14 protein-coding genes and 2 tRNA genes are annotated in these 18,207 nt (G+C 69.9%); 3 read left to right on the top strand and 13 right to left on the bottom strand.

Annotation, left to right across the window (positions count from 1 at the left end; translation table 11 throughout):
• Positions 1 to 65 precede the first annotated feature (65 nt).
• Positions 66 to 593, bottom strand: a complete 528-nt coding sequence (locus STRNI_RS21545; RefSeq protein WP_018092080.1) for a peptidylprolyl isomerase — start codon at positions 591 to 593, stop codon at positions 66 to 68.
• Between the two features lie 319 nt (positions 594 to 912).
• On the opposite strand from STRNI_RS21545, the gene STRNI_RS21540 reads away from it, so the two are divergent.
• Positions 913 to 1,623, top strand: a complete 711-nt coding sequence (locus tag STRNI_RS21540; protein ID WP_159487395.1) for a DUF5324 family protein — start codon at positions 913 to 915, stop codon at positions 1,621 to 1,623.
• Between the two features lie 171 nt (positions 1,624 to 1,794).
• Here the strand turns inward: STRNI_RS21540 and STRNI_RS21535 are convergent.
• Positions 1,795 to 1,867: transfer RNA gene (locus tag STRNI_RS21535), tRNA-Ala, on the bottom strand.
• 127 nt (positions 1,868 to 1,994) lie between these two features.
• Here STRNI_RS21535 and STRNI_RS21530 point away from each other — a divergent pair.
• Together STRNI_RS21530 and STRNI_RS21525 are read left to right on the top strand one after the other, a co-directional pair.
• Positions 1,995 to 2,543: a helix-turn-helix domain-containing protein gene (locus STRNI_RS21530; protein WP_018092082.1), complete on the top strand. Its 549-nt coding sequence runs from the start codon at positions 1,995 to 1,997 to the stop codon at positions 2,541 to 2,543.
• Between the two features lie 41 nt (positions 2,544 to 2,584).
• Positions 2,585 to 4,063, top strand: coding sequence for a serine/threonine-protein kinase (locus tag STRNI_RS21525; protein WP_277411828.1), 1,479 nt, complete (start codon positions 2,585 to 2,587; stop codon positions 4,061 to 4,063).
• A 65-nt stretch (positions 4,064 to 4,128) separates the two neighbouring features.
• On the opposite strand, the gene STRNI_RS21520 is transcribed toward STRNI_RS21525, so the two are convergent.
• The 11 genes from STRNI_RS21520 to dnaN form a co-directional block, all read right to left on the bottom strand.
• Complete coding sequence (locus tag STRNI_RS21520; protein WP_277411827.1) at positions 4,129 to 5,550, bottom strand: hypothetical protein; 1,422 nt, start codon at positions 5,548 to 5,550, stop codon at positions 4,129 to 4,131.
• Positions 5,544 to 7,472, bottom strand: a complete 1,929-nt coding sequence (locus tag STRNI_RS21515; protein ID WP_277411826.1) for a vWA domain-containing protein — start codon at positions 7,470 to 7,472, stop codon at positions 5,544 to 5,546. The genes STRNI_RS21520 and STRNI_RS21515 overlap by 7 nt, the downstream gene beginning before the upstream one ends.
• A 244-nt stretch (positions 7,473 to 7,716) precedes the next feature.
• The gene (locus STRNI_RS21510) at positions 7,717 to 7,851 is read right to left on the bottom strand and encodes a DLW-39 family protein (RefSeq protein ID WP_003958712.1); all 135 of its coding nucleotides are present in this window, start codon (positions 7,849 to 7,851) and stop codon (positions 7,717 to 7,719) included.
• Positions 7,852 to 8,040: 189 nt separating this feature from the next.
• Positions 8,041 to 8,114, bottom strand: a tRNA-Ile gene (locus STRNI_RS21505).
• Between the two features lie 88 nt (positions 8,115 to 8,202).
• Complete coding sequence (locus STRNI_RS21500; protein WP_277411825.1) at positions 8,203 to 8,892, bottom strand: DUF3566 domain-containing protein; 690 nt, start codon at positions 8,890 to 8,892, stop codon at positions 8,203 to 8,205.
• 15 nt (positions 8,893 to 8,907) lie between these two features.
• Positions 8,908 to 11,529, bottom strand: coding sequence for a DNA gyrase subunit A (gene gyrA, locus STRNI_RS21495; protein ID WP_018092087.1), 2,622 nt, complete (start codon positions 11,527 to 11,529; stop codon positions 8,908 to 8,910).
• Between the two features lie 50 nt (positions 11,530 to 11,579).
• A complete protein-coding gene (gene gyrB / locus STRNI_RS21490) occupies positions 11,580 to 13,610 on the bottom strand; it encodes a DNA topoisomerase (ATP-hydrolyzing) subunit B (RefSeq protein ID WP_371874854.1) in 2,031 nt (676 codons plus the stop codon).
• Between the two features lie 344 nt (positions 13,611 to 13,954).
• Complete coding sequence (locus STRNI_RS21485) at positions 13,955 to 14,488, bottom strand: DciA family protein (RefSeq protein WP_018092089.1); 534 nt, start codon at positions 14,486 to 14,488, stop codon at positions 13,955 to 13,957.
• Complete coding sequence (recF, locus tag STRNI_RS21480) at positions 14,485 to 15,621, bottom strand: DNA replication/repair protein RecF (RefSeq protein ID WP_018092090.1); 1,137 nt, start codon at positions 15,619 to 15,621, stop codon at positions 14,485 to 14,487. The genes STRNI_RS21485 and recF overlap by 4 nt, the downstream gene beginning before the upstream one ends.
• A gap of 80 nt (positions 15,622 to 15,701) precedes the next feature.
• Positions 15,702 to 16,580 carry a phosphogluconate dehydrogenase (NAD(+)-dependent, decarboxylating) gene (gene gnd, locus STRNI_RS21475; RefSeq protein WP_018092091.1) on the bottom strand — a complete coding sequence of 293 codons (879 nt, stop codon included), beginning with the start codon at positions 16,578 to 16,580 and terminating at the stop codon, positions 15,702 to 15,704.
• Between the two features lie 205 nt (positions 16,581 to 16,785).
• A complete protein-coding gene (gene dnaN, locus STRNI_RS21470) occupies positions 16,786 to 17,916 on the bottom strand; it encodes a DNA polymerase III subunit beta (RefSeq protein WP_018092092.1) in 1,131 nt (376 codons plus the stop codon).
• Between the last annotated feature and the right edge of the window lie 291 nt (positions 17,917 to 18,207).

Here is an 18,207-nt window from a genome sequence, read left to right as displayed (position 1 = left end):
CGCCTGATGTACGACCGGGCGGGGCGCAATGGTTCCCCGGACCCGGCCGGGGCGCACGACGCGGGTCAGCGGGTCTCGATGGCCACCGACTCGATCACGACGTCCTGGAGCGGACGGTCGGTGCGCGGGTTGGTCTGGGTGGTGGCGATGGCGTCGACGACCTTCTTGCTCGCCTCGTTGCTGACCTCACCGAAGATGGTGTGCTTGCCGGTCAGCCACGCGGTGGCCCCGACGGTGATGAAGAACTGCGAGCCGTTGGTGCCCGGGCCGGCGTTGGCCATGGCCAGCAGGTACGGCTTGTTGAAGGCCAGGTCGGGGTGGAACTCGTCCCCGAACTCGTAGCCGGGGCCGCCGGTGCCGTTGCCCAGCGGGTCGCCACCCTGGATCATGAAACCGCTGATCACCCGGTGGAAGACCGTGCCGTCGTACAGCCGGTCCGTGGACTTCTTGCCGGTCGCCGGGTGGGTCCACTCCCGCTCGCCGTTGGCGAGCTCGACGAAGTTCTTGACCGTCTTCGGTGCATGGTTCGGCAGGAGCCGAATCTCGATGTCGCCCTGGTTCGTCTTCAGGGTGGCGTAGAGCTGCTCAGCCACGATCTACCTTCCATAAGTCTTCACTGACGGTTCCTGATCCTCGCATGGACCGGCCCTCCGAAGGCCTCCTCGCCGCATGTGCGCGCCGTCCCGACCGCACCTCTTGACGGTTTTCGTGCGCATTTCCTGCGCCCGGAGCGGCAAATCGTGGCATTGTCGTCAACAAGACTCCGGAAGGTCCGCAATGACCCGGATGCCCGCTCGCACATGCCGTGCGACGCATGAGCGGGCATGATCTCCAAACGGGTGGACAGGCGACAGAGAAGACACGGGGGACCAACCCCCAAGCCCCGGACACGCCACCGAGGAGGAGGATCCCGTGACCCGCAAGAAGAGCGTGCGCGCCGCGACCGATACGGCCAAGGACAGCGTGCGGCACGCCGCGGAGGTGGTGGCTCCGTATGCCGGTACGGCCAAGGAAGCCGCCGCGCACTTCGCTCACGAGGCCCGCACGCGAGCGGCTCCCAAGGTGGCCGAGGCCGCTCATCAGGCACGCGTGCAGTACGACGCGCATCTGCACCCACGTATCGAGCACGCCCGTGGCACGCTGCCGCCCAAGGTGGACGCCGCGGCGACCCGCGCTGCCTGCCGGACCCGTAAGGCGGCCCGCCAGGCGGCCGACTACACGGCACCGCGGCTGGAGCACGCGGTGACCCACGCCCGCGCCGCGGCCGAGCCGGTGCGCGACGAGGCCCTCGCCCGCGGTACCGCCGCGCTCGCCGCCCTCCGCGGCCAGGTGACGGCCGCCGAGATCGCCAAGCTCCAGAAGAAGCACAGCCGGCGGGCCAAGTGCGGCAAGCTCGCCAAGCGCCTCACCGTGCTGGGCATCCTGGCCGGCGGTGCGATCGCCGCCTGGAAGTGGTGGGACAAGCAGGCCAACCCGGACTGGCTGGTCGAGCCGCCGGCTCCTACCGAGGTCAGCGAGCGCGGCCGGCTGAGCGCGGTCGACGGCAGCGAGGGCGCCTCGCTGGACCCCGACGTCCAGGCCAAGCAGGCCGAGGCCGATGAACGCGGCGGCAACACGGCCTGACAGCGGAGCAGCGGAGACCTCACCGGGCCGGGCCCGTCACCCCAGCGAGGGGCGGCGGGCCCGGCCCGGTCGCGTACGGCCGACGACGCCGAGCGCATGCCCCAACACTCCGTCAGAAACTCAAAAGCCCTTCTGACCAGCGGTTACGCCGATCGGAAGGGCTTTCGGGAGTGGAGCCTAGGGGAGTCGAACCCCTGACATCTGCCATGCAAAGACAGCGCTCTACCAACTGAGCTAAGGCCCCTTCGCCGACCAGGGTACCCGGTGTCCGGCCGCTTTCCCGACCGGGTATCGCCGCACACCGTTGCTCTCCGTAGGATGCTTCGCGAGATTCGCGGCAGCGAAGCGATCGGGGAGACAGGGGAGACGGTATGGACTCAGCACAGCAGGAAGCCACCGCGCGGGCCCGGGAGCTGCAGCGCAGTTGGTACGGGGAGCCTCTGGGTGCGCTGTTCCGCCGTCTCATCGACGATCTCGGCCTGAACCAGGCCCGGCTGGCCGGCGTGCTCGGTCTGTCCGCCCCCATGCTGTCCCAGCTGATGAGCGGGCAGCGCGCGAAGATAGGCAACCCGGCCGTGGTGCAGCGGGTACAGGCGCTGCAGGACCTGGCCGGCCAGGTCGCCGACGGCAGCGTCAGCGCAGCCGAGGCCACCGACCGCATGGAGGAGATCAAGAAGACGGCGGGCGGCTCGGTGCTGAACAACACCGCGCAGCAGACGTCGTCGACGGGGGCGACCACGGTCCGGCGCGTGGTGCGGGAGATCCAGTCGCTGCTGCGGTCGGTCGCCGACGCCGGGGACATCATCGATGCGGCGAACACCCTCGCCCCGGCTCACCCCGAACTGGCAGAGTTCCTCCGGGTCTACGGTGCCGGTCGCACCGCGGACGCGGTCGCCCATTACGAGGCGCACCAGAGTTAGCCACAGGGGACCTTGCGAGTTCAGAAGGCGGACGGGGCGCAATGGGTGAGATCTTCGCCGGTCGGTATGAGCTGATCGACCCGATCGGACGGGGCGGGGTGGGCGCGGTCTGGCGCGCCTGGGACGCCCGGCGCCGCCGCTACGTTGCCGCCAAGGTGCTGCAACAGAGCGACGCGCACACACTGCTGCGCTTCGTCCGCGAACAGGCACTGCGGATCGACCATCCGCATGTGCTGGCCCCGGCGAGCTGGGCCGCGGACGACGACAAGGTGCTGTTCACCATGGATCTGGTGAACGGCGGCTCGCTGGCGCATCTGATCGGGGATTACGGCCCGCTGCCGCCGCGGTTCGTGTGCACGCTCCTGGACCAGCTGCTGGCCGGGCTGACCGCGGTGCACGCGGAGGGGGTGGTGCACCGCGACATCAAGCCCGCGAACATCCTGCTGGAGGCCACCGGCACCGGCCGGCCGCATCTGCGGCTGTCCGACTTCGGCATCGCGATGCGCAAGGGCGAGCCACGGCTCACCGAGACCAACTACGTGGTGGGCACGCCCGGTTACTTCGCTCCGGAGCAGCTGCTGGGCGCCGAACCGGACTTCCCCGCCGATCTGTTCGCGGTCGGTCTGGTCGCGCTCTATCTGATCACCGGCACCAAGCCGGACGGCGAGGCGATGAGCCGGCACTTCTCCGAGCACGGCATCCCGAACGCGCCCGAGGGCGTCCCGGAGCCGCTGTGGCAGGTACTGGCGTCCCTGGTCCACCCGGATCCGGAGGCGCGGTTCAAGACGGCCACCGGGGCGCGTAAGGCGATGCTGTCGGCGGTCGAGCTGCTGCCGGACGCGACGATCGAGGAAGAGATCGTCGAGGTCTTCGACCATATAGGGCCGCTGCCGGCCGACTTCGGGCCGGACGGGCCGCTGCGTCCCAGGAACACCGCGGGACCCGCGACGGCCGGCGCCACCGCAGGCACCGGGGCCACCGGGCAGGTCTCCATGTCGGACACCGGCAGCTTCCAGCTCGCCCCGCCGGAGCCGAGCACCCCGGCGACACCGGCCCCGACGCCCACGCCCACCCCGATGCCGGGGGCGGTGGCGGGCAGCACCTCGACGGGCCACGGCAGCACGCCCACGGGCCACGGCGCCCCCTCCACCGGCCACGGCGCAAGCCTCACAGGCCACGGCGGCGCCTTCCCCCACCACGGCGGTACGCCCACCGGCCACGGCATCCCGGCCGGGCCGCCCGCCTCGTCCGGCATACCGACGACGCCGCCCCCGCCGCCGGCGCCCGCGTACGAGCCGACCGCCGCCGCCCACCCGGAACGGTCCGCGACCCGCCCCTACACGGCGGGCCCGCTCCCGGTCCCCGGACAGCCCCCGGCGGGCATCTCCGTCACCGTTCCGGCCATGGCGTACCCCGCCCCGCGCAGAAAGCCGGGACCGCCCCCGAAGGTCGCGGTCCCGGTGCTGATCGTGGCGTTGCTGTGCATCGCGGTCGGTGTCTGGGCGCTGATCGCCGCCTGACGCCCCACCACGGGGCCGATGGCCGGCAGTGGGGCCGGGACGGCACCCGGACCCGCACAGGCCCCCTACCAGCCCTGTGGCGGCCCGAACTGGCGATTCTGCAGCGCCTGTTGGGTCGAGTCCGTCGACTGTTCCGGCAGCGAAGGCTGACCCCCCGGTCCGCCCGCCGTACCCGGTCCGGCCGGTGTGGCCGCCGCACCGGCCGCCGACCGCCGCGCCACCAGCGTCCACGCTCCCAGTCCCACCAGCAGCACCACACCCGTGCCGATCCCGGCGTAGGCCACCGTCATCAAGGTGCCGCTCTTCGACGCCTCCTGTGCGGACTGGCCCTTCTCCGCCGTCTCCCGGTCCTCGGGCGTGACGGAGAAGACGCGGGTCGGCTCGGCGTAGCCGGGCCCGGGCTTGGCGGTGCCGCGGACATCCACCCGCAGGGTGAGCTCCGCGGCCTCGGGGAAGTACTGCGCGGCATCGGGGTGCAGGCTCACCTCGAGGTAGTACCAGCCCGCGAACCGCATCGCGTTGACCGAACCGGTCGAGTCAAAGCGGTTGCCGTAGTCGACGGGCGCGGTGAACTCCTTGGCGGCGGCCGGCTTCCCCGTGTACGAGACAAAGCTGGGGTTGCCGACCACACCGCGCGCCGGGTTGTGGACGCTCAGGCCGAGCACCCTGGGGAGGAAGCCGGTGGCCTTGGCCGACGTCGCGTTCGGCAGCTCGGCGCTCAGGTTGAGCCGCTGTCCCCAGTCCACCGGCACACGGTAGAAGCGGGTCTCGCCCGGCCTGATCCGGTCCTTCCAGACGCCCGTGGCGACCGAGCCCGCGTCGTTGAAGCCGGTGCCGCCCTTGGCGCTGCGCTTGGTGGTGTCCGTACGCGGCGCCGGTGTCGCGGTGCTCCAGAGGCCCTTGCCCGGCTTGGCGGGGGTGTTGCCCTCAAGCGGGGGCTCGTTGAGGTAGTTGAGTTCCAGCGGCCAGGTGTCGGGGCCGGAGGTTGCCGATCCCTCGCGAGTGATCACGAGGTAGTACGGGCCGGCCTTCTGGCACTCCGTACGGTCGGCGCCGATGCGACGGGTGGCGTAGTCGGCGATCGGGTAGGCCATTCCGCCGCCGTTGAAGGACGGCCGGGCTTCCGAACCGCAGGTCGTGCCGTCGCTGTCCTGGACGGTGAGGGTCAGCTTGTCGCCGTAGTCCTCGACCTTGGTGCCGGGCGGGGGCGCCGCGACGGCCGAGAAGTATGCGCTGGTCCTGGCGTCCAGGTTGACGGCGTACCACTTCTGCTCGCCGCGCTTGATGGAGTCGGTGTGGAGTCCGGGCTTGAGCTGCGGTGCGTGCGCGGCACTGGAGGAGCCCTCGGTCTTCGTGGCGCCCTCCGCCATGCGGTAGTGGGGGACGGCATCGGCGGAGGCCACGCCCACCGCCCCCGGCAGGATCGGCACCGCGGCGAGCGCCGCCAGCACGGCTATGCCCCTGTACGTCGTGCGCCCCGTCACCACGAGCCACCCCTCATCGGATCCGAATTCCCGCCGTCGGCACGCGGCTTTCTGCGCGCCCGCCCGTAGGCGACCGCGAGACCGGCCAGCAGCAGTACGCCCACGCCGCCGACGGCTACCGCCGCCACACGTCCTGTGGACCATCCTCCACCGCCGCCCGGCGTCCCGTCCTCCGAGGGACCGGAATCGCCCCGGGAGGTATCGGCCGCGACCGTGGCGGCCCCGGCCTGGGGGCCGCTCTTCTCCTTGCCCAGCACCGCGATCCGCAGCACCACGCCGATCTGCGGGTTCTCCGCGATCTGGGAGGCCTTGGCGCCCAGGGTCACCGCGAGGTAGAAGTCGCCCTTGCGGTGCACGGGGATGACGTTCGAGTGGTTCTCGTAGCGGTTGGTCCAGGCGACCGGGACCGTGCCCATGCTGAGCGAGGCCGGGCGCCCGTTGTAGGACACCTGCCGGCCGAATTCCGTGGTGCCGCTGCCGACCGGCGCACGGAACGGTGTGTAGACCTGGGTGCCACCGGAGGACGTATGGGCGCTGTAGCCCCTGACCGTCGGCTCGTTGGCGAACTCCACGTCGTAGCGGAGCTGCTGTCCCCAGCCGACCGGCACCTTGTACCAAAGGGTCTGCGCGGGCAGCACCTTGTCCCGCCAGACGCCCCGGCGCAGCGTACGGGCGTCATTGAAGCCGGTGCCGCCGGTGACGTCCTTGGGGGCGGTGGTGGGCAGCGTGGCGTTCTTGCCTCCCGCGCCGTACTCCGGCTCCGACTGCGCGGGCGTGACGCCCTTCTTCAGCGGATGTTCCACGTGAAACGTCAGCTCCATCGGCCACCGTGCGGCGTCCGAGCCCTTGGCGGCCTTGCGCTCGACGACCAGCCAGTACCGCCCGGCCTTGTCACAGCCACCGGTACCGCTCTGCGAAGGGACCCGGCTGACGCCCGAGGTCAGCGGCGTCGCGCCCTCCTGTTGCCCGAAGAACTCGGTGGTGGACTGGCAGGCGCTGTCGGTGCCGTACGCGATCCGGGTGTGCAGCGCGTCGAGGTAGTCGACGGCCGCACCGGGCTGGGGCACCACGGTCGCCGAGAAGTTGGCCGTCGAGGCGGCATCCAGATCGGTGGCGTAGTACCGCTCCTCGTTGGGCCCGATGGAGTCGAGGTACTGCCCGGGGGCCATGGCGGGCGCGCCGCTCCGGGCCGCCGTGCCGCGGATCTGCTTGCCCTTGAAGCGGTAGCCGTCCGCGGAGAGTTGGCCGGCCCGCTGGAGCTGGCGGGCGAGCGACCGGGCGTCCGGGGCGTCGTAGTACTGCCCGTTGCCGGCCTTGGCGACGCACTCCAGCTGGGCACGGGCCTTGCCCGCCACCTGGAAGCCGATGGCATCGATGTGCAGATCGACGCCGGAGGCGGCGAGTTGGGCGGCGACCTTGCAGGGCGCCGGCGTCCGGCAGTTGTCCTCGCCGTCGGAGACCAGCAGGATCGTGCGCTTGCCGATCGAGCCGCCGGCGGGCCGGGGCAGATCGGCGGCCGCCTTGCGCAGGGAGAGCCCGATGGGGGTGTCGCCCTTGGGCTCGACGCGCGCGACGGCCCGCTTGATGCCCGCCCGGTCGAGGGCGGCGACCGGCTGGGCGAGCCGGGTGTCGTCACAGCCCTTGGGCTTGTCGGCGCCGTAGACCCGCAGACCGGTGGGGTAGCCGTCGGGGAGTGCGTCGACGACCGTGCCGACGGCCTTGCGTGCGGAGTCGATCCGGGTGCCGCCGGAGCCGTCCTTCCCGGCCATCGAGCCGGATGAGTCGAGCACCATCACCATCCCGGTGCCCTCGGCGGCGGGCGCCCTGGTCGGTGTGGCGGCGATGGCCTGAAGTGGTGCGGCGGTCAGGGCCAGCAACAGCCCCCCGAGCAACGCCACCACCCCCCGGCATGGTCGTGCTGCCATGTCCTGCTCCCCCTTGTGTCCTGCTGGTCCACATCACCGACAGAAGCTTTGCTGTTGCAAGCTAATGGTGTGCTATAGCAAACTCAAGAGGATCACCGTCACGGTCCTGCAACGACAATCAGCCACCCCGGCACAGCCGCCGGCCCCGGGAGCACCGACCGCCCCGCCCGCCCCCGGACGCACGAAACCCCGACCGCCCGGAGGCAATCGGGGTCCGTACGAACCTGCTGTGCGTTTATGGGTCTCAGACACCCGAACCTGCGGGCACGGAGTCGGTCGCCTCCGTCCACAGATCCTGCTCGGCGCGATCCGCCTGGATCTGGCGGTACACGAGGAGCCCGCCGATGGCGGCCAGTGCGACCAGGAGAAGCTTCTTCACCGCGCGACCTCGTCTTTCGTTGACGTAGGGGACCTATGTCGGCCGATGATACACACCGACCGATACCGATCGGTTACCTAGCCCGCGGACAGCAACACCTCTTCCGAGGCGCGCTCCGCGAGCCAACTTCCGCCTCCGTACAACGAATCGGCCCGGCCGGGGAGTTCCCCGGCCGGGCCGATTGTGCAGTGCGGCTACCAGGACTTGAACCTGGGGCCTCTTCCTTATCAGGGAAGCGCTCTAACCGTCTGAGCTATAGCCGCGCGCTCGCTGCACCAGAAGATTAGCGCACTTCAGAGGCGTTCCCAAAATCGGTTCACGGAGCCTGGCGAACGCCCTCCCACGAGGGCCTCACTCGTCCTCGGCGAGGGTGAGCTCCACGCCTCCGACGAACCCGGCCGACAGGTTGTAGATGAAGGCACCGAGCGTGGCCAGGGCCGTCGCCAGCACCACGTCGATCACCGCGATGATCGACGTGAACAGCAGCGCCCGCGGCAGCGACAGGAACGACTGGAGATCGAAGCCGCCGCCTTCACTGGAGCCGGTGGCCTCGCTGATCGTCGCGCCGACCGTGGAGAAGACACCCATCGCGTTCATGACCATCCACAGCACCGCGACGGCCACGACCGTGCAGATGCCCAGCGCGATGGAGAGCAGGAAGCTGACCTTCATCACCGACCACGGATCGGCGCGGGCCACCCGCAGCCGGGCCTTGCGGGTCCGCGGGGCCGTACGGGCGCCCGTACGGGGCCTGCGCACCGCCTGCCCGCCGGTCTCCTCGTCCTCGGTGGGATACGCCTGAGGCGGCTGATACGGCTGCTGTGCGCCGCTCCCGGCCTTCGCCTGGGGTTCCGGCCGGGGCTGTGGCTGCGGCTGTCGGGTTTCGGTCACGGGTCCCCCTTGATGCGAGCCCTCGTCCCGGGGGCCGGTGTCGGAAACGGCGGAGCCACGGGCGCTGTCCTCCGTCACGGTCGCGGGTCCGGACGGGGAGTCCTTCTCGGCTCCCGATCCACCCGCCGCAGCGCCCGTGGCTCCACTCACGATCTACTCCTCGTGTTACTCCGCGGGCTGCTCGCCCTCGGTCTCCGCGGGCTCGGTCCCCTCCGCCGCCTCGGTCTCGTCGGGCTCGTCGCCCCCGTCGACCTCTTCGGCTTCACGGCCGGCCTCGGCGTTCCATGCGATGCCGACGACGGCATCACGCTTGCCCAGGTTGATCAGTTGGACGCCCATGGTGTCACGGCCCGTCTCGCGCACCTCGTTGACCCGCGTACGGATCACGCCACCCCCGAGCGTCACCGCGAGGATCTCATCCGTCTCCTCGACGACCAGCGCGCCGACCAGCGAACCCCGGTCCTCGACGATCTTGGCGGCCTTGATGCCCAGACCGCCGCGGCCCTGGACGCGGTACTCGTCGACCGCGGTGCGCTTCGCGTACCCGCCGTCCGTCGCGGTGAACACGAAGGTGTTGGCGCGGACCACGTTCATCGAGAGCAGCTCGTCGCCCTCGCGGAAGCTCATGCCCTTCACACCGGACGTGGCCCGGCCCATCGGGCGCAGCGCCTCGTCCGTCGCCGTGAACCGGATCGACTGGGCCTTCTTGCTGATCAGCAGCAGATCGTCGTGCTCCGACACCAGCTCGGCGCCGATCAGCTCGTCGTCCGTGCCGTCCTCCTGCTCGCGCAGGTTGATCGCGATGACACCGCCGGAACGCGGCGAGTCATAGTCCTTGAGCGGCGTCTTCTTCACCAGGCCGGCCTTGGTGGCGAGCACCAGATACGGCATGGCCTCGTAGTCGCGGATCGCCAGGATCTGCGCGATCTGCTCGTCCGGCTGGAAGGCGAGGAGATTGGCCACATGCTGACCCCGCGCGTCCCGTCCCGCGTCGGGGAGTTCGTACGCCTTGGCGCGGTAGACCCGGCCCTTGTTCGTGAAGAACAGCAGCCAGTGGTGGGTCGTGGAGACGAAGAAGTGGTCGACGATGTCGTCTTCCTTGAGCTTGGTGCCCCGGACGCCCTTGCCGCCGCGCTTCTGCGAGCGGTAGTCGTCGGTCTTCGTCCGCTTCACATAGCCGCCACGGGTGATCGTGACGACGATGTCCTCCTCGGCGATCAGGTCCTCGATGGACATGTCGCCCTCGAAGGGCACCAGCTTGCTGCGCCGGTCGTCGCCGAACTTCTCGACGATCGCGGCGAGTTCCTCGCTGATGATCTGGCGCTGCCGCTCCGGGGAGGCCAGGATCGCGTTGTACTCGTTGATCTTGCGCTGCAGCTCGTCGTGCTCGGCGGTGATCTTCTGGCGCTCCAGGGCGGCCAGCCGGCGCAGCTGCATCTCCAGGATCGCGTTCGCCTGGATCTCGTCGATCGTCAGCAGGCCCATCAGGCCCTCGCGCGCCACATCGACCGTCTCACTGCGCCGGATCAGCGCGATGACCTCGTCGATGGCGTCCAGCGCCTTGAGCAGACCGCGCAGGATGTGCGCCCGCTCCTCGGCCTTGCGCAGCCGGAACTTCGTCCGGCGGACGATGACCTCGACCTGGTGCGTCACCCAGTTGCGGATGAAGGCGTCCAGCGAGAGCGTGCGCGGCACCCCGTCGACCAGCGCCAGCATGTTCGCGCCGAAGTTGGTCTGCAGATCGGTGTGCTTGTAGAGGTTGTTGAGGACGACCTTGGCGACCGCGTCCCGCTTGAGCACGATGACCAGACGCTGGCCCGTACGCGAGGAGGTCTCGTCGCGGACGTCCGCGATCCCGCCGATCTTGCCGTCCTTCACCAGGTCGGCGATCTTCTGCGCGAGGTTGTCCGGGTTGACCTGGTAGGGCAGCTCGGTGACCACCAGGCACTGGCGGTTCTGGATCTCCTCGACCGCCACCACCGCACGCATCGTGATCGAGCCACGGCCGGTGCGGTAGGCCTCCTCGATGCCCTTGCGGCCCACCACCAGCGCGCCGGTGGGGAAGTCCGGGCCCTTGATCCGCTCGATGAGCGCGTCCAGCAGCTCCTCGTGGGAGGCCTCCGGGTGCTCCAGCGCCCACTGGGCACCGGCCGCGACCTCGCGGAGGTTGTGCGGCGGGATGTTGGTGGCCATACCGACCGCGATACCGGCCGACCCGTTGATCAGCAGGTTGGGGAAGCGCGCCGGCAGGACCGTCGGCTCCTGGTTACGGCCGTCGTAGTTGTCCTGGAAGTCGACGGTCTCCTCGTCGATGTCCCGGAGCATCTCCATGGACAGCGACTTCATCTTGCACTCGGTGTACCGCATGGCGGCGGCCGGGTCGTTGCCCGGGGAGCCGAAGTTGCCGTTGGAGTCGACCAGCGGCATCCGCATCGACCACGGCTGCGCCAGGCGCACCAGGGCGTCGTAGATGGAGGAGTCGCCGTGCGGGTGGTACGTACCCATGACGTCGCCGACGACGCGGGCGCACTTGTAGAAGCCCTTCTCGGGGCGGTACCCGCCGTCGTACATGGCGTACAGGACGCGGCGGTGGACGGGCTTGAGGCCGTCCCGGACGTCCGGCAGCGCACGCGAGACGATGACGGACATCGCGTAGTCGAGGTAGGAGCGCTGCATCTCCGTCTCGAGCCCGACGGGCTCGACACGCATCCCCACGCCTTCGATGGCGGCGGGCGCGCCCTCGGCGGTCACGCCGTCCGGGGTCACAGGGGGGTTCTCGTCGGCCATGGTGGTTCAAAGTCCTTTCGAGCTGCGGCTGTTGTTCGGGCCGACAGGGCTCAGATGTCGAGGAAGCGGACGTCCTTGGCGTTGCGCTGGATGAACGAGCGGCGCGCCTCGACGTCCTCGCCCATCAGCACGGAGAACAGGTCGTCCGCGCGGGCCGCGTCGTCCAGGGAGACCTGGCCCAGGACACGGTGGTCGGTGTCCATGGTCGTGATGCGCAGCTCCTCGGCGTTCATCTCACCGAGACCCTTGAACCGCTGGATCGAGTCCTCGCGGATCCGCTTGCCGTTCTGCTTGCCGAGCTCGATCAGCGCGTCCCGCTCCGGGTCGGAGTAGGCGTACTCGAAGTCGTCCCGGCCCCACTTGATCTTGTACAGCGGCGGGCGGGAGAGGTAGACGTGCCCGGCCTCGACCAGCGGCCGCATGAAGCGGAAGAGGAAGGTGAGCAGCAGGGTGTTGATGTGCTGACCGTCGACGTCGGCGTCCGCCATCAGGATGATCTTGTGATAGCGGAGCTTCTCGATGTCGAAGTCCTCGTGCACGCCCGTGCCGAAGGCCGAGATCAGCGCCTGGACCTCGTTGTTCTGCAGGATCTTGTCGACCCGGGCCTTCTCGACGTTGAGGATCTTTCCCCGGATCGGCAGGATCGCCTGGTACTCCGGGTTACGGCCGGACTTGGCCGAGCCGCCGGCGGAGTCACCCTCGACGATGAAGATCTCGCACTTCTCGGGGTCGTTGGACTGGCAGTCGCTCAGCTTGCCGGGCAGCGACGCGGTCTCCAACAGGCCCTTGCGGCGGGTCAGATCGCGCGCCTTACGGGCCGCCACGCGCGCGGTGGCCGCCTGGATGCCCTTGCGGATGATGTCCGCGGCCTCGTTGGGGTTGCGGTCCAGCCAGTCGTTGAGGTGCTCGTGGACAACCTTCTGGACGAAGGTCTTCACCTCGGTGTTGCCCAGCTTGGTCTTGGTCTGACCCTCGAACTGCGGCTCGGCGAGCTTGACCGAGATGATCGCCGTCAGACCCTCGCGGATGTCCTCACCCGTGAGGTTGTCGTCCTTCTCGCGCAGCAGCTTCTTCTCGCGCGCGTAGCGGTTGATCAGGCCGGTCAGCGCGGCGCGGAAGCCCTCCTCGTGGGTACCGCCCTCATGGGTGTGGATGATGTTCGCGAAGCTGTAGACACCCTCGCTGTACTGGGTGTTCCACTGCATCGCGAGGTCGATGGAGAGCATCCGCTCCTTGTCCTCGGCCTCGACCGAGATCACCGTCGGGTGCACCAGCTCGCCCTTGCGCGAGTTGAGGTACGTCACGAAGTCGACGATGCCGCCCTCGTAGTGGTACCGCACCGAGAGCGGCTTGCCGTCCTCGTCCACGTGGTCCGGGCGCTCGTCGGTCAGCGCGATCGTCAGACCCTTGTTGAGGAACGCCATCTCCTGGAAGCGCCGCGACAGCGTCTCGAAGCTGTACGTGGTGGTCTCGAAGATGTCGGGGTCGGCCCAGAACGTCACGGTCGTGCCGGTCTCGTCCGTCGCCTCGTTCTTGGCGAGCGGCGCGGTCGGCACACCGAGCTTGTACTCCTGCGTCCAGCGGTAGCCGTCCGTGCGGACCTCGACCGCCACCCGCTGCGACAGCGCGTTCACGACGGAGACACCCACGCCGTGCAGACCACCGGAGACCGCGTAGCCACCGCCGCCGAACTTACCGCCGGCGTGCAGCACCGTCATCACGACCTCGACGGCCGGCTTGTTCTCCGACGGCACGATGCCGACCGGGATACCGCGGCCGTTGTCGACGACGCGGACGCCGCCGTCGGCCAGGAGGGTCACCGTGATGGTGTCCGCGTGGCCCGCCAGCGCCTCGTCGACGGAGTTGTCGACGACCTCTTGCACGAGGTGATGCAGACCACGCTCGCCCGTCGAGCCGATGTACATGCCAGGGCGCTTGCGGACCGCGTCCAAGCCTTCGAGGACGGTGATCGCACTGGCGTCATACGACTTCTCCACCGCGGAGTCGCCCATGGCGCCGGCAGGAACCCCCTCTTCAGTAGAAGCCGTGTTGTTCTCGTTGAGGTCGCCGGAGTCGGCCACGAAGCGCCCTTTCTGGCACAGCACGAGCCCTTCCGCGCCTGTGGGATTCACCCCTGGAAAGACAGGCGGGAGCGGCTGCGTCGTTCGACATGTTCCGCGAGTGGGCGGGATTGCCACCAGTGTACCGGTGGCGCCGACACTCATGGGGGTTTGGAGGCACCTGAGTCGTCATGTGCCGCCCTGAACTGGCGTCCGCCGACTCCCCATATCCGAGACGGGGCCTCAGGACGCTCACGCGGGCACTCAGCGCTTCGGACTGTCAACCGGTGGCTACCGTGAGCGGAGTCTCATCCGCCTCACCCGTATACAAGGGTCCTCCGCAGGTCACCCAGGGGGTCCGGGGTTCAGCCGTAGGTGTCGCCGGGGCCCTTGCTGCCCGGTGCGCGCAGCGATCCGTAGCGCCGGGCGGGACCGCCGGGGCCCAGCACCTTGATCACCTTTACGGTGCCGTGCCCCAGGTCCTCGTTGAGGCGGGCCACCAGCGTCGGGGCCAGCAGCCGCAGCTGCGTCGCCCATGCCGTCGAATCGCACTGCACGGTCAGCACCCGGGCGTCCTCGTCGTACTTCTGCGGCTCACAGTGCTGTGCCACCTCGGGCCCGACCAGCTGCGGCCAGCGCCCCATCACCCCGCCGACCGCCGCCGGGGTCTCCCAGCCGCGCTCCGTGATCAGCCGGTTGATCGCCGCACCGAGCGGCAGCGGATCGCGGCCGTCCGCCCGCGCCCCCGAGCGCAGTCCCCCGCGCCTGGCCTGCTTCTTCTGCTGCGCGGCCGCGCCCCGCGCCCGCGCCTGCTCCTTTGCGGCCACCAGCGCCTGGCGGGCCAGATCCACCCCGGAGAGCTCCGGCGGCCGGGGCCGTTCGGGCTGCTCCTCGCTCACGGGGTCACCTTCTCCACGGCGCCGCCGGACACCGCGAAGCGCGTCCCGGCCAGGACACCCGGCACATCGTCGTCCACCGCGGCCGTCACCAGCACCTGCTCACCCGGGGCCACCAGCTCCGCCAGCCGCTCGCGGCGCCGCGCGTCCAGCTCGGCGAAGACGTCGTCCAGGACGAGCACCGGCTCATTGCCCTCGGCGCGCAGCAGGTCGTACGAGGCCAGCCGCAGCGCCAGCGCATACGACCAGGACTCGCCGTGGCTGGCGTAGCCCTTCGCCGGGAGCTGCCCCAGCTTGAGCACCAGATCGTCGCGGTGCGGGCCGACCAGCGTCACCCCGCGCTCGATCTCTCCCTTACGGGCCTCGCCGAGCGCCGCCAGCAGCACGCCGTACAGCTCCTCGCGGGTGGTGGCCTCGGCCATCGCCTCGCCCGCCGAACCGCGGTACTCCAGCGCCAGCGGCCCGCCGCCCGGCGCCAGCTGTTCATAGGCCTTGTCCGCGAGCGGCTGCAGCGCGGCGATCAGATCGAGCCGCTGCGCCAGCAGCTCGGCGCCCGCGCGGGCCAGATGCTGGTCCCAGACATCGAGAGTGGACAGGTCCATCTGCCGGCCGCCGTGCCGCCGCGCCAACGCGGCGGTTTTCAACAGGGTGTTGCGCTGCTTGAGGACCCGGTCGTAGTCCGAGCGCACCCCGGCCATCCGCGGCGACCGCGCGGTGATCAGCTCGTCCAGGAACCGCCGGCGCTCCCCCGGATCGCCCTTGACCAGCGCCAGATCCTCCGGCGCGAACAGCACCGTCCGGACGATCCCCAGCACGTCCCGCGGCCTGACCTGCGAAGACCTGTTGATCCTGGCGCGGTTGGCCTTGCCCGGGTTGAGCTCCAGCTCGATCAGCTGCTGCCGCTCGCCCTGGACGACCGCGGCCCGGACGACCGCCCGCTCGGCGCCCATCCGCACCAGCGGGGCGTCCGAGGAGACCCGGTGGCTGCCGAGCGTGGCGAGATAGCCGACCGCCTCGACCAGATTGGTCTTGCCCTGGCCGTTGGGGCCCACGAAAGCCGTGACGCCCGGATCGAGCGGAACCTCGACCCGGGCGTACGAGCGGAAGTCGGCGAGGGACAGATGCGTGACGTGCATGGCTGGGTGCCGACCTCCCCCGGCTTGCTGCGTGCTGTTGGTGCCTGTTGCTTCTGGTTACTGCGGTGCTGCGGTGTCCGCTACTTCTTGCCCTCGACCGCGTGGCCACCGAACTGGTTGCGCAGCGCGGCGATCATCTTCATCTGCGGGGAGTCGTCCTGACGGGACCCGAACCGCGCGAAGAGCGAAGCCGTGATCGCGGGCAGCGGCACGGCGTTGTCGATGGCGGCCTCGACCGTCCAGCGGCCCTCGCCGGAGTCGGCGGCGAAGCCGCGCAGCTTCTCCAGGTGCTCGTCGTCGTCGAGCGCGTTGACGGCCAGGTCCAGCAGCCAGGAGCGGATGACCGTGCCCTCCTGCCAGGAACGGAAGATCTCCCGCACGTCGGTGACGGAGTCGACCTTCTCCAGCAGCTCCCAGCCCTCGGCGAAGGCCTGCATCATCGCGTACTCGATGCCGTTGTGGACCATCTTCGCGAAGTGGCCGGCGCCGACCTTGCCGGCGTGCACCGCGCCGAACTCGCCCTCGGGCTTGAGCGCGTCGAAGATCGGCTGCACCTTGGCGACATCGTCCTTGTCGCCGCCGTACATCAGCGCATAGCCGTTCTCCAGGCCCCAGACGCCGCCGGAGACACCGCAGTCGACGAAGCCGATGCCCTTGGCCTTCAGCTCCTCGGCGTGCTTCTCGTCGTCGGTCCAGCGGGAGTTGCCACCGTCCACGACGATGTCGCCCGGCGAGAGCAGCTCGGCCAGCTCGTCGATCGTGGACTGGGTGGCGGCACCGGCCGGCACCATGACCCAGACCACCCGCGGCCCCTTGAGCTTCTCCACAAGCCCCTGGAGGCTGTTCACATCCGCCAGGTCCGGGTTGCGGTCGTATCCGACGACGGTGTGGCCGGCGCGGCGAATGCGCTCGCGCATATTGCCGCCCATCTTGCCGAGACCGACGAGACCGAGCTCCATCAGAGACCCTCTTTGCACGTAGTCGTTGCTGGTGTACCCGAGACCGAGCCTACGCCCGCAGGTCCGTGCACACCTGTGGGCTCAGCCGCTCATCAGGGGCCTGTCAGCCGGTCGCCACAAGGCCCGTGGCCGGTGCGGCTGTCCGGCACCCGCCGGACAGCCGCACCGGCATACCGCCGTCTGCGTGGCCCTCGCGCTCGGGCCGTCAGCCCGACAGCCGCACCGGCATGATCAGGTACTTGTACGCGTCGTCCGCCTCGGCGTCCTTGGCCGGCCGGCCGCTCAGCAGCGCCGGCTTCGTCGAGGTCGTGAAGGACAGCTGCGCCACGGGGGAGTCGATGGCCGACAGGCCCTCCAGCAGGAAGCCGGGGTTGAAGGCGATCGAGATGTCGTCGCCGTCCAGATCGGCGTCGACCCTCTCCACAGCCTGTGCATCGTCGCTGGAGCCGGCCTCCAGGATCAGCACGCCCTGCTCGAAGCTCAGCCGGACCGGGGTGTTCCGCTCGGCCACCAGCGCCACACGCTTGACGGCCTCGACGAACGGGGCGGTCTCGATCACGGCGACCGAATTGAACTCGGTCGGGAAGAGCGTGCGGTACTTCGGCAGGTCGCCTTCCAGCAGACGGGTCGTCGTCCGGCGTCCGGCACCCTCGAAACCGATCAGACCCTCGCCCTGGCCGGAGCCGGACAGCGCCAGCGTGACGGTGTCGCCGCTGCTGAGGGACTTGGCGGTGTCCAGCAGCGTCTTGGCGGGGACCAGCGCGACCGCGGAGGCGTCCGGGCTCTCCGGCTTCCACAGGAACTCGCGCACCGCGAAGCGGTAGCGGTCGGTGGAGGCGAGGGTGACCGTGTCGCCCTCGATCTCGATCCGTACGCCGGTGAGCACCGGAAGGGTGTCGTCACGGCCGGCGGCGATGGCGACCTGGGCGGCGGCCGCGGCGAAGACCTCACCGGGGACGGTGCCGGTGGCGGTGGGCATCGTCGGCAGGGACGGGTACTCCTCCACAGGAAGGGTGTGGAGGGTGAATCGCGAGGAGCCGCAGACGACGGTGACCCGTACACCGTCGGTGGAAATCTCCACCGGGCGGTTGGGGAGCGCACGGCAGATGTCGGCGAGCAGCCGGCCGGAGACGAGGACGGTGCCCTCCTCTTCCACCTCAGCGTCCACCGAGACCCGCGCGGAGACCTCGTAGTCGAAGCCGGAGAGGCTCAGCGTGCCGTCCTCCGTCTTCAGCAGCAGGCCCGCGAGGACGGGCACCGGCGGACGGGCCGGGAGGCTCTTGGCCGCCCAGGCCACTGCCTCCGCGAGTACATCGCGCTCCACCCGGATCTTCACCGGAAACCGCCTCCTGCTGTTGCTGGCTCTTCGCCCTGCTGGCCTTCGTCGTCGGCTGGGTTGCCGGAGACCAGTCTGACGCACGCCACCGACAGTCGGTGCGGCTCGGGGTCAAGTCGACTCGACCGGGGCCGGACGCTCGGCGGCCAACTTGTGCACAGGCCCCGTTTCCGAACGAGTTCCCCGGTAGATATCCGTGGTCGTAGTAGTAGGGGCTGTGGAAACCGTGGACAACCGCTTTTGCGCAGGTCAACGCGGATTTTTTGTCCACCGCCCCTGTGGGTGGCGGCC

It is taken from the genome of Streptomyces nigrescens (assembly GCF_027626975.1).
In the GTDB taxonomy this organism is placed as follows: Bacteria; Actinomycetota; Actinomycetes; order Streptomycetales; family Streptomycetaceae; genus Streptomyces; species Streptomyces nigrescens.
Note: the sequence above shows the minus strand (reverse complement) of the source record. Positions and strands in the feature narration are given on the sequence as shown.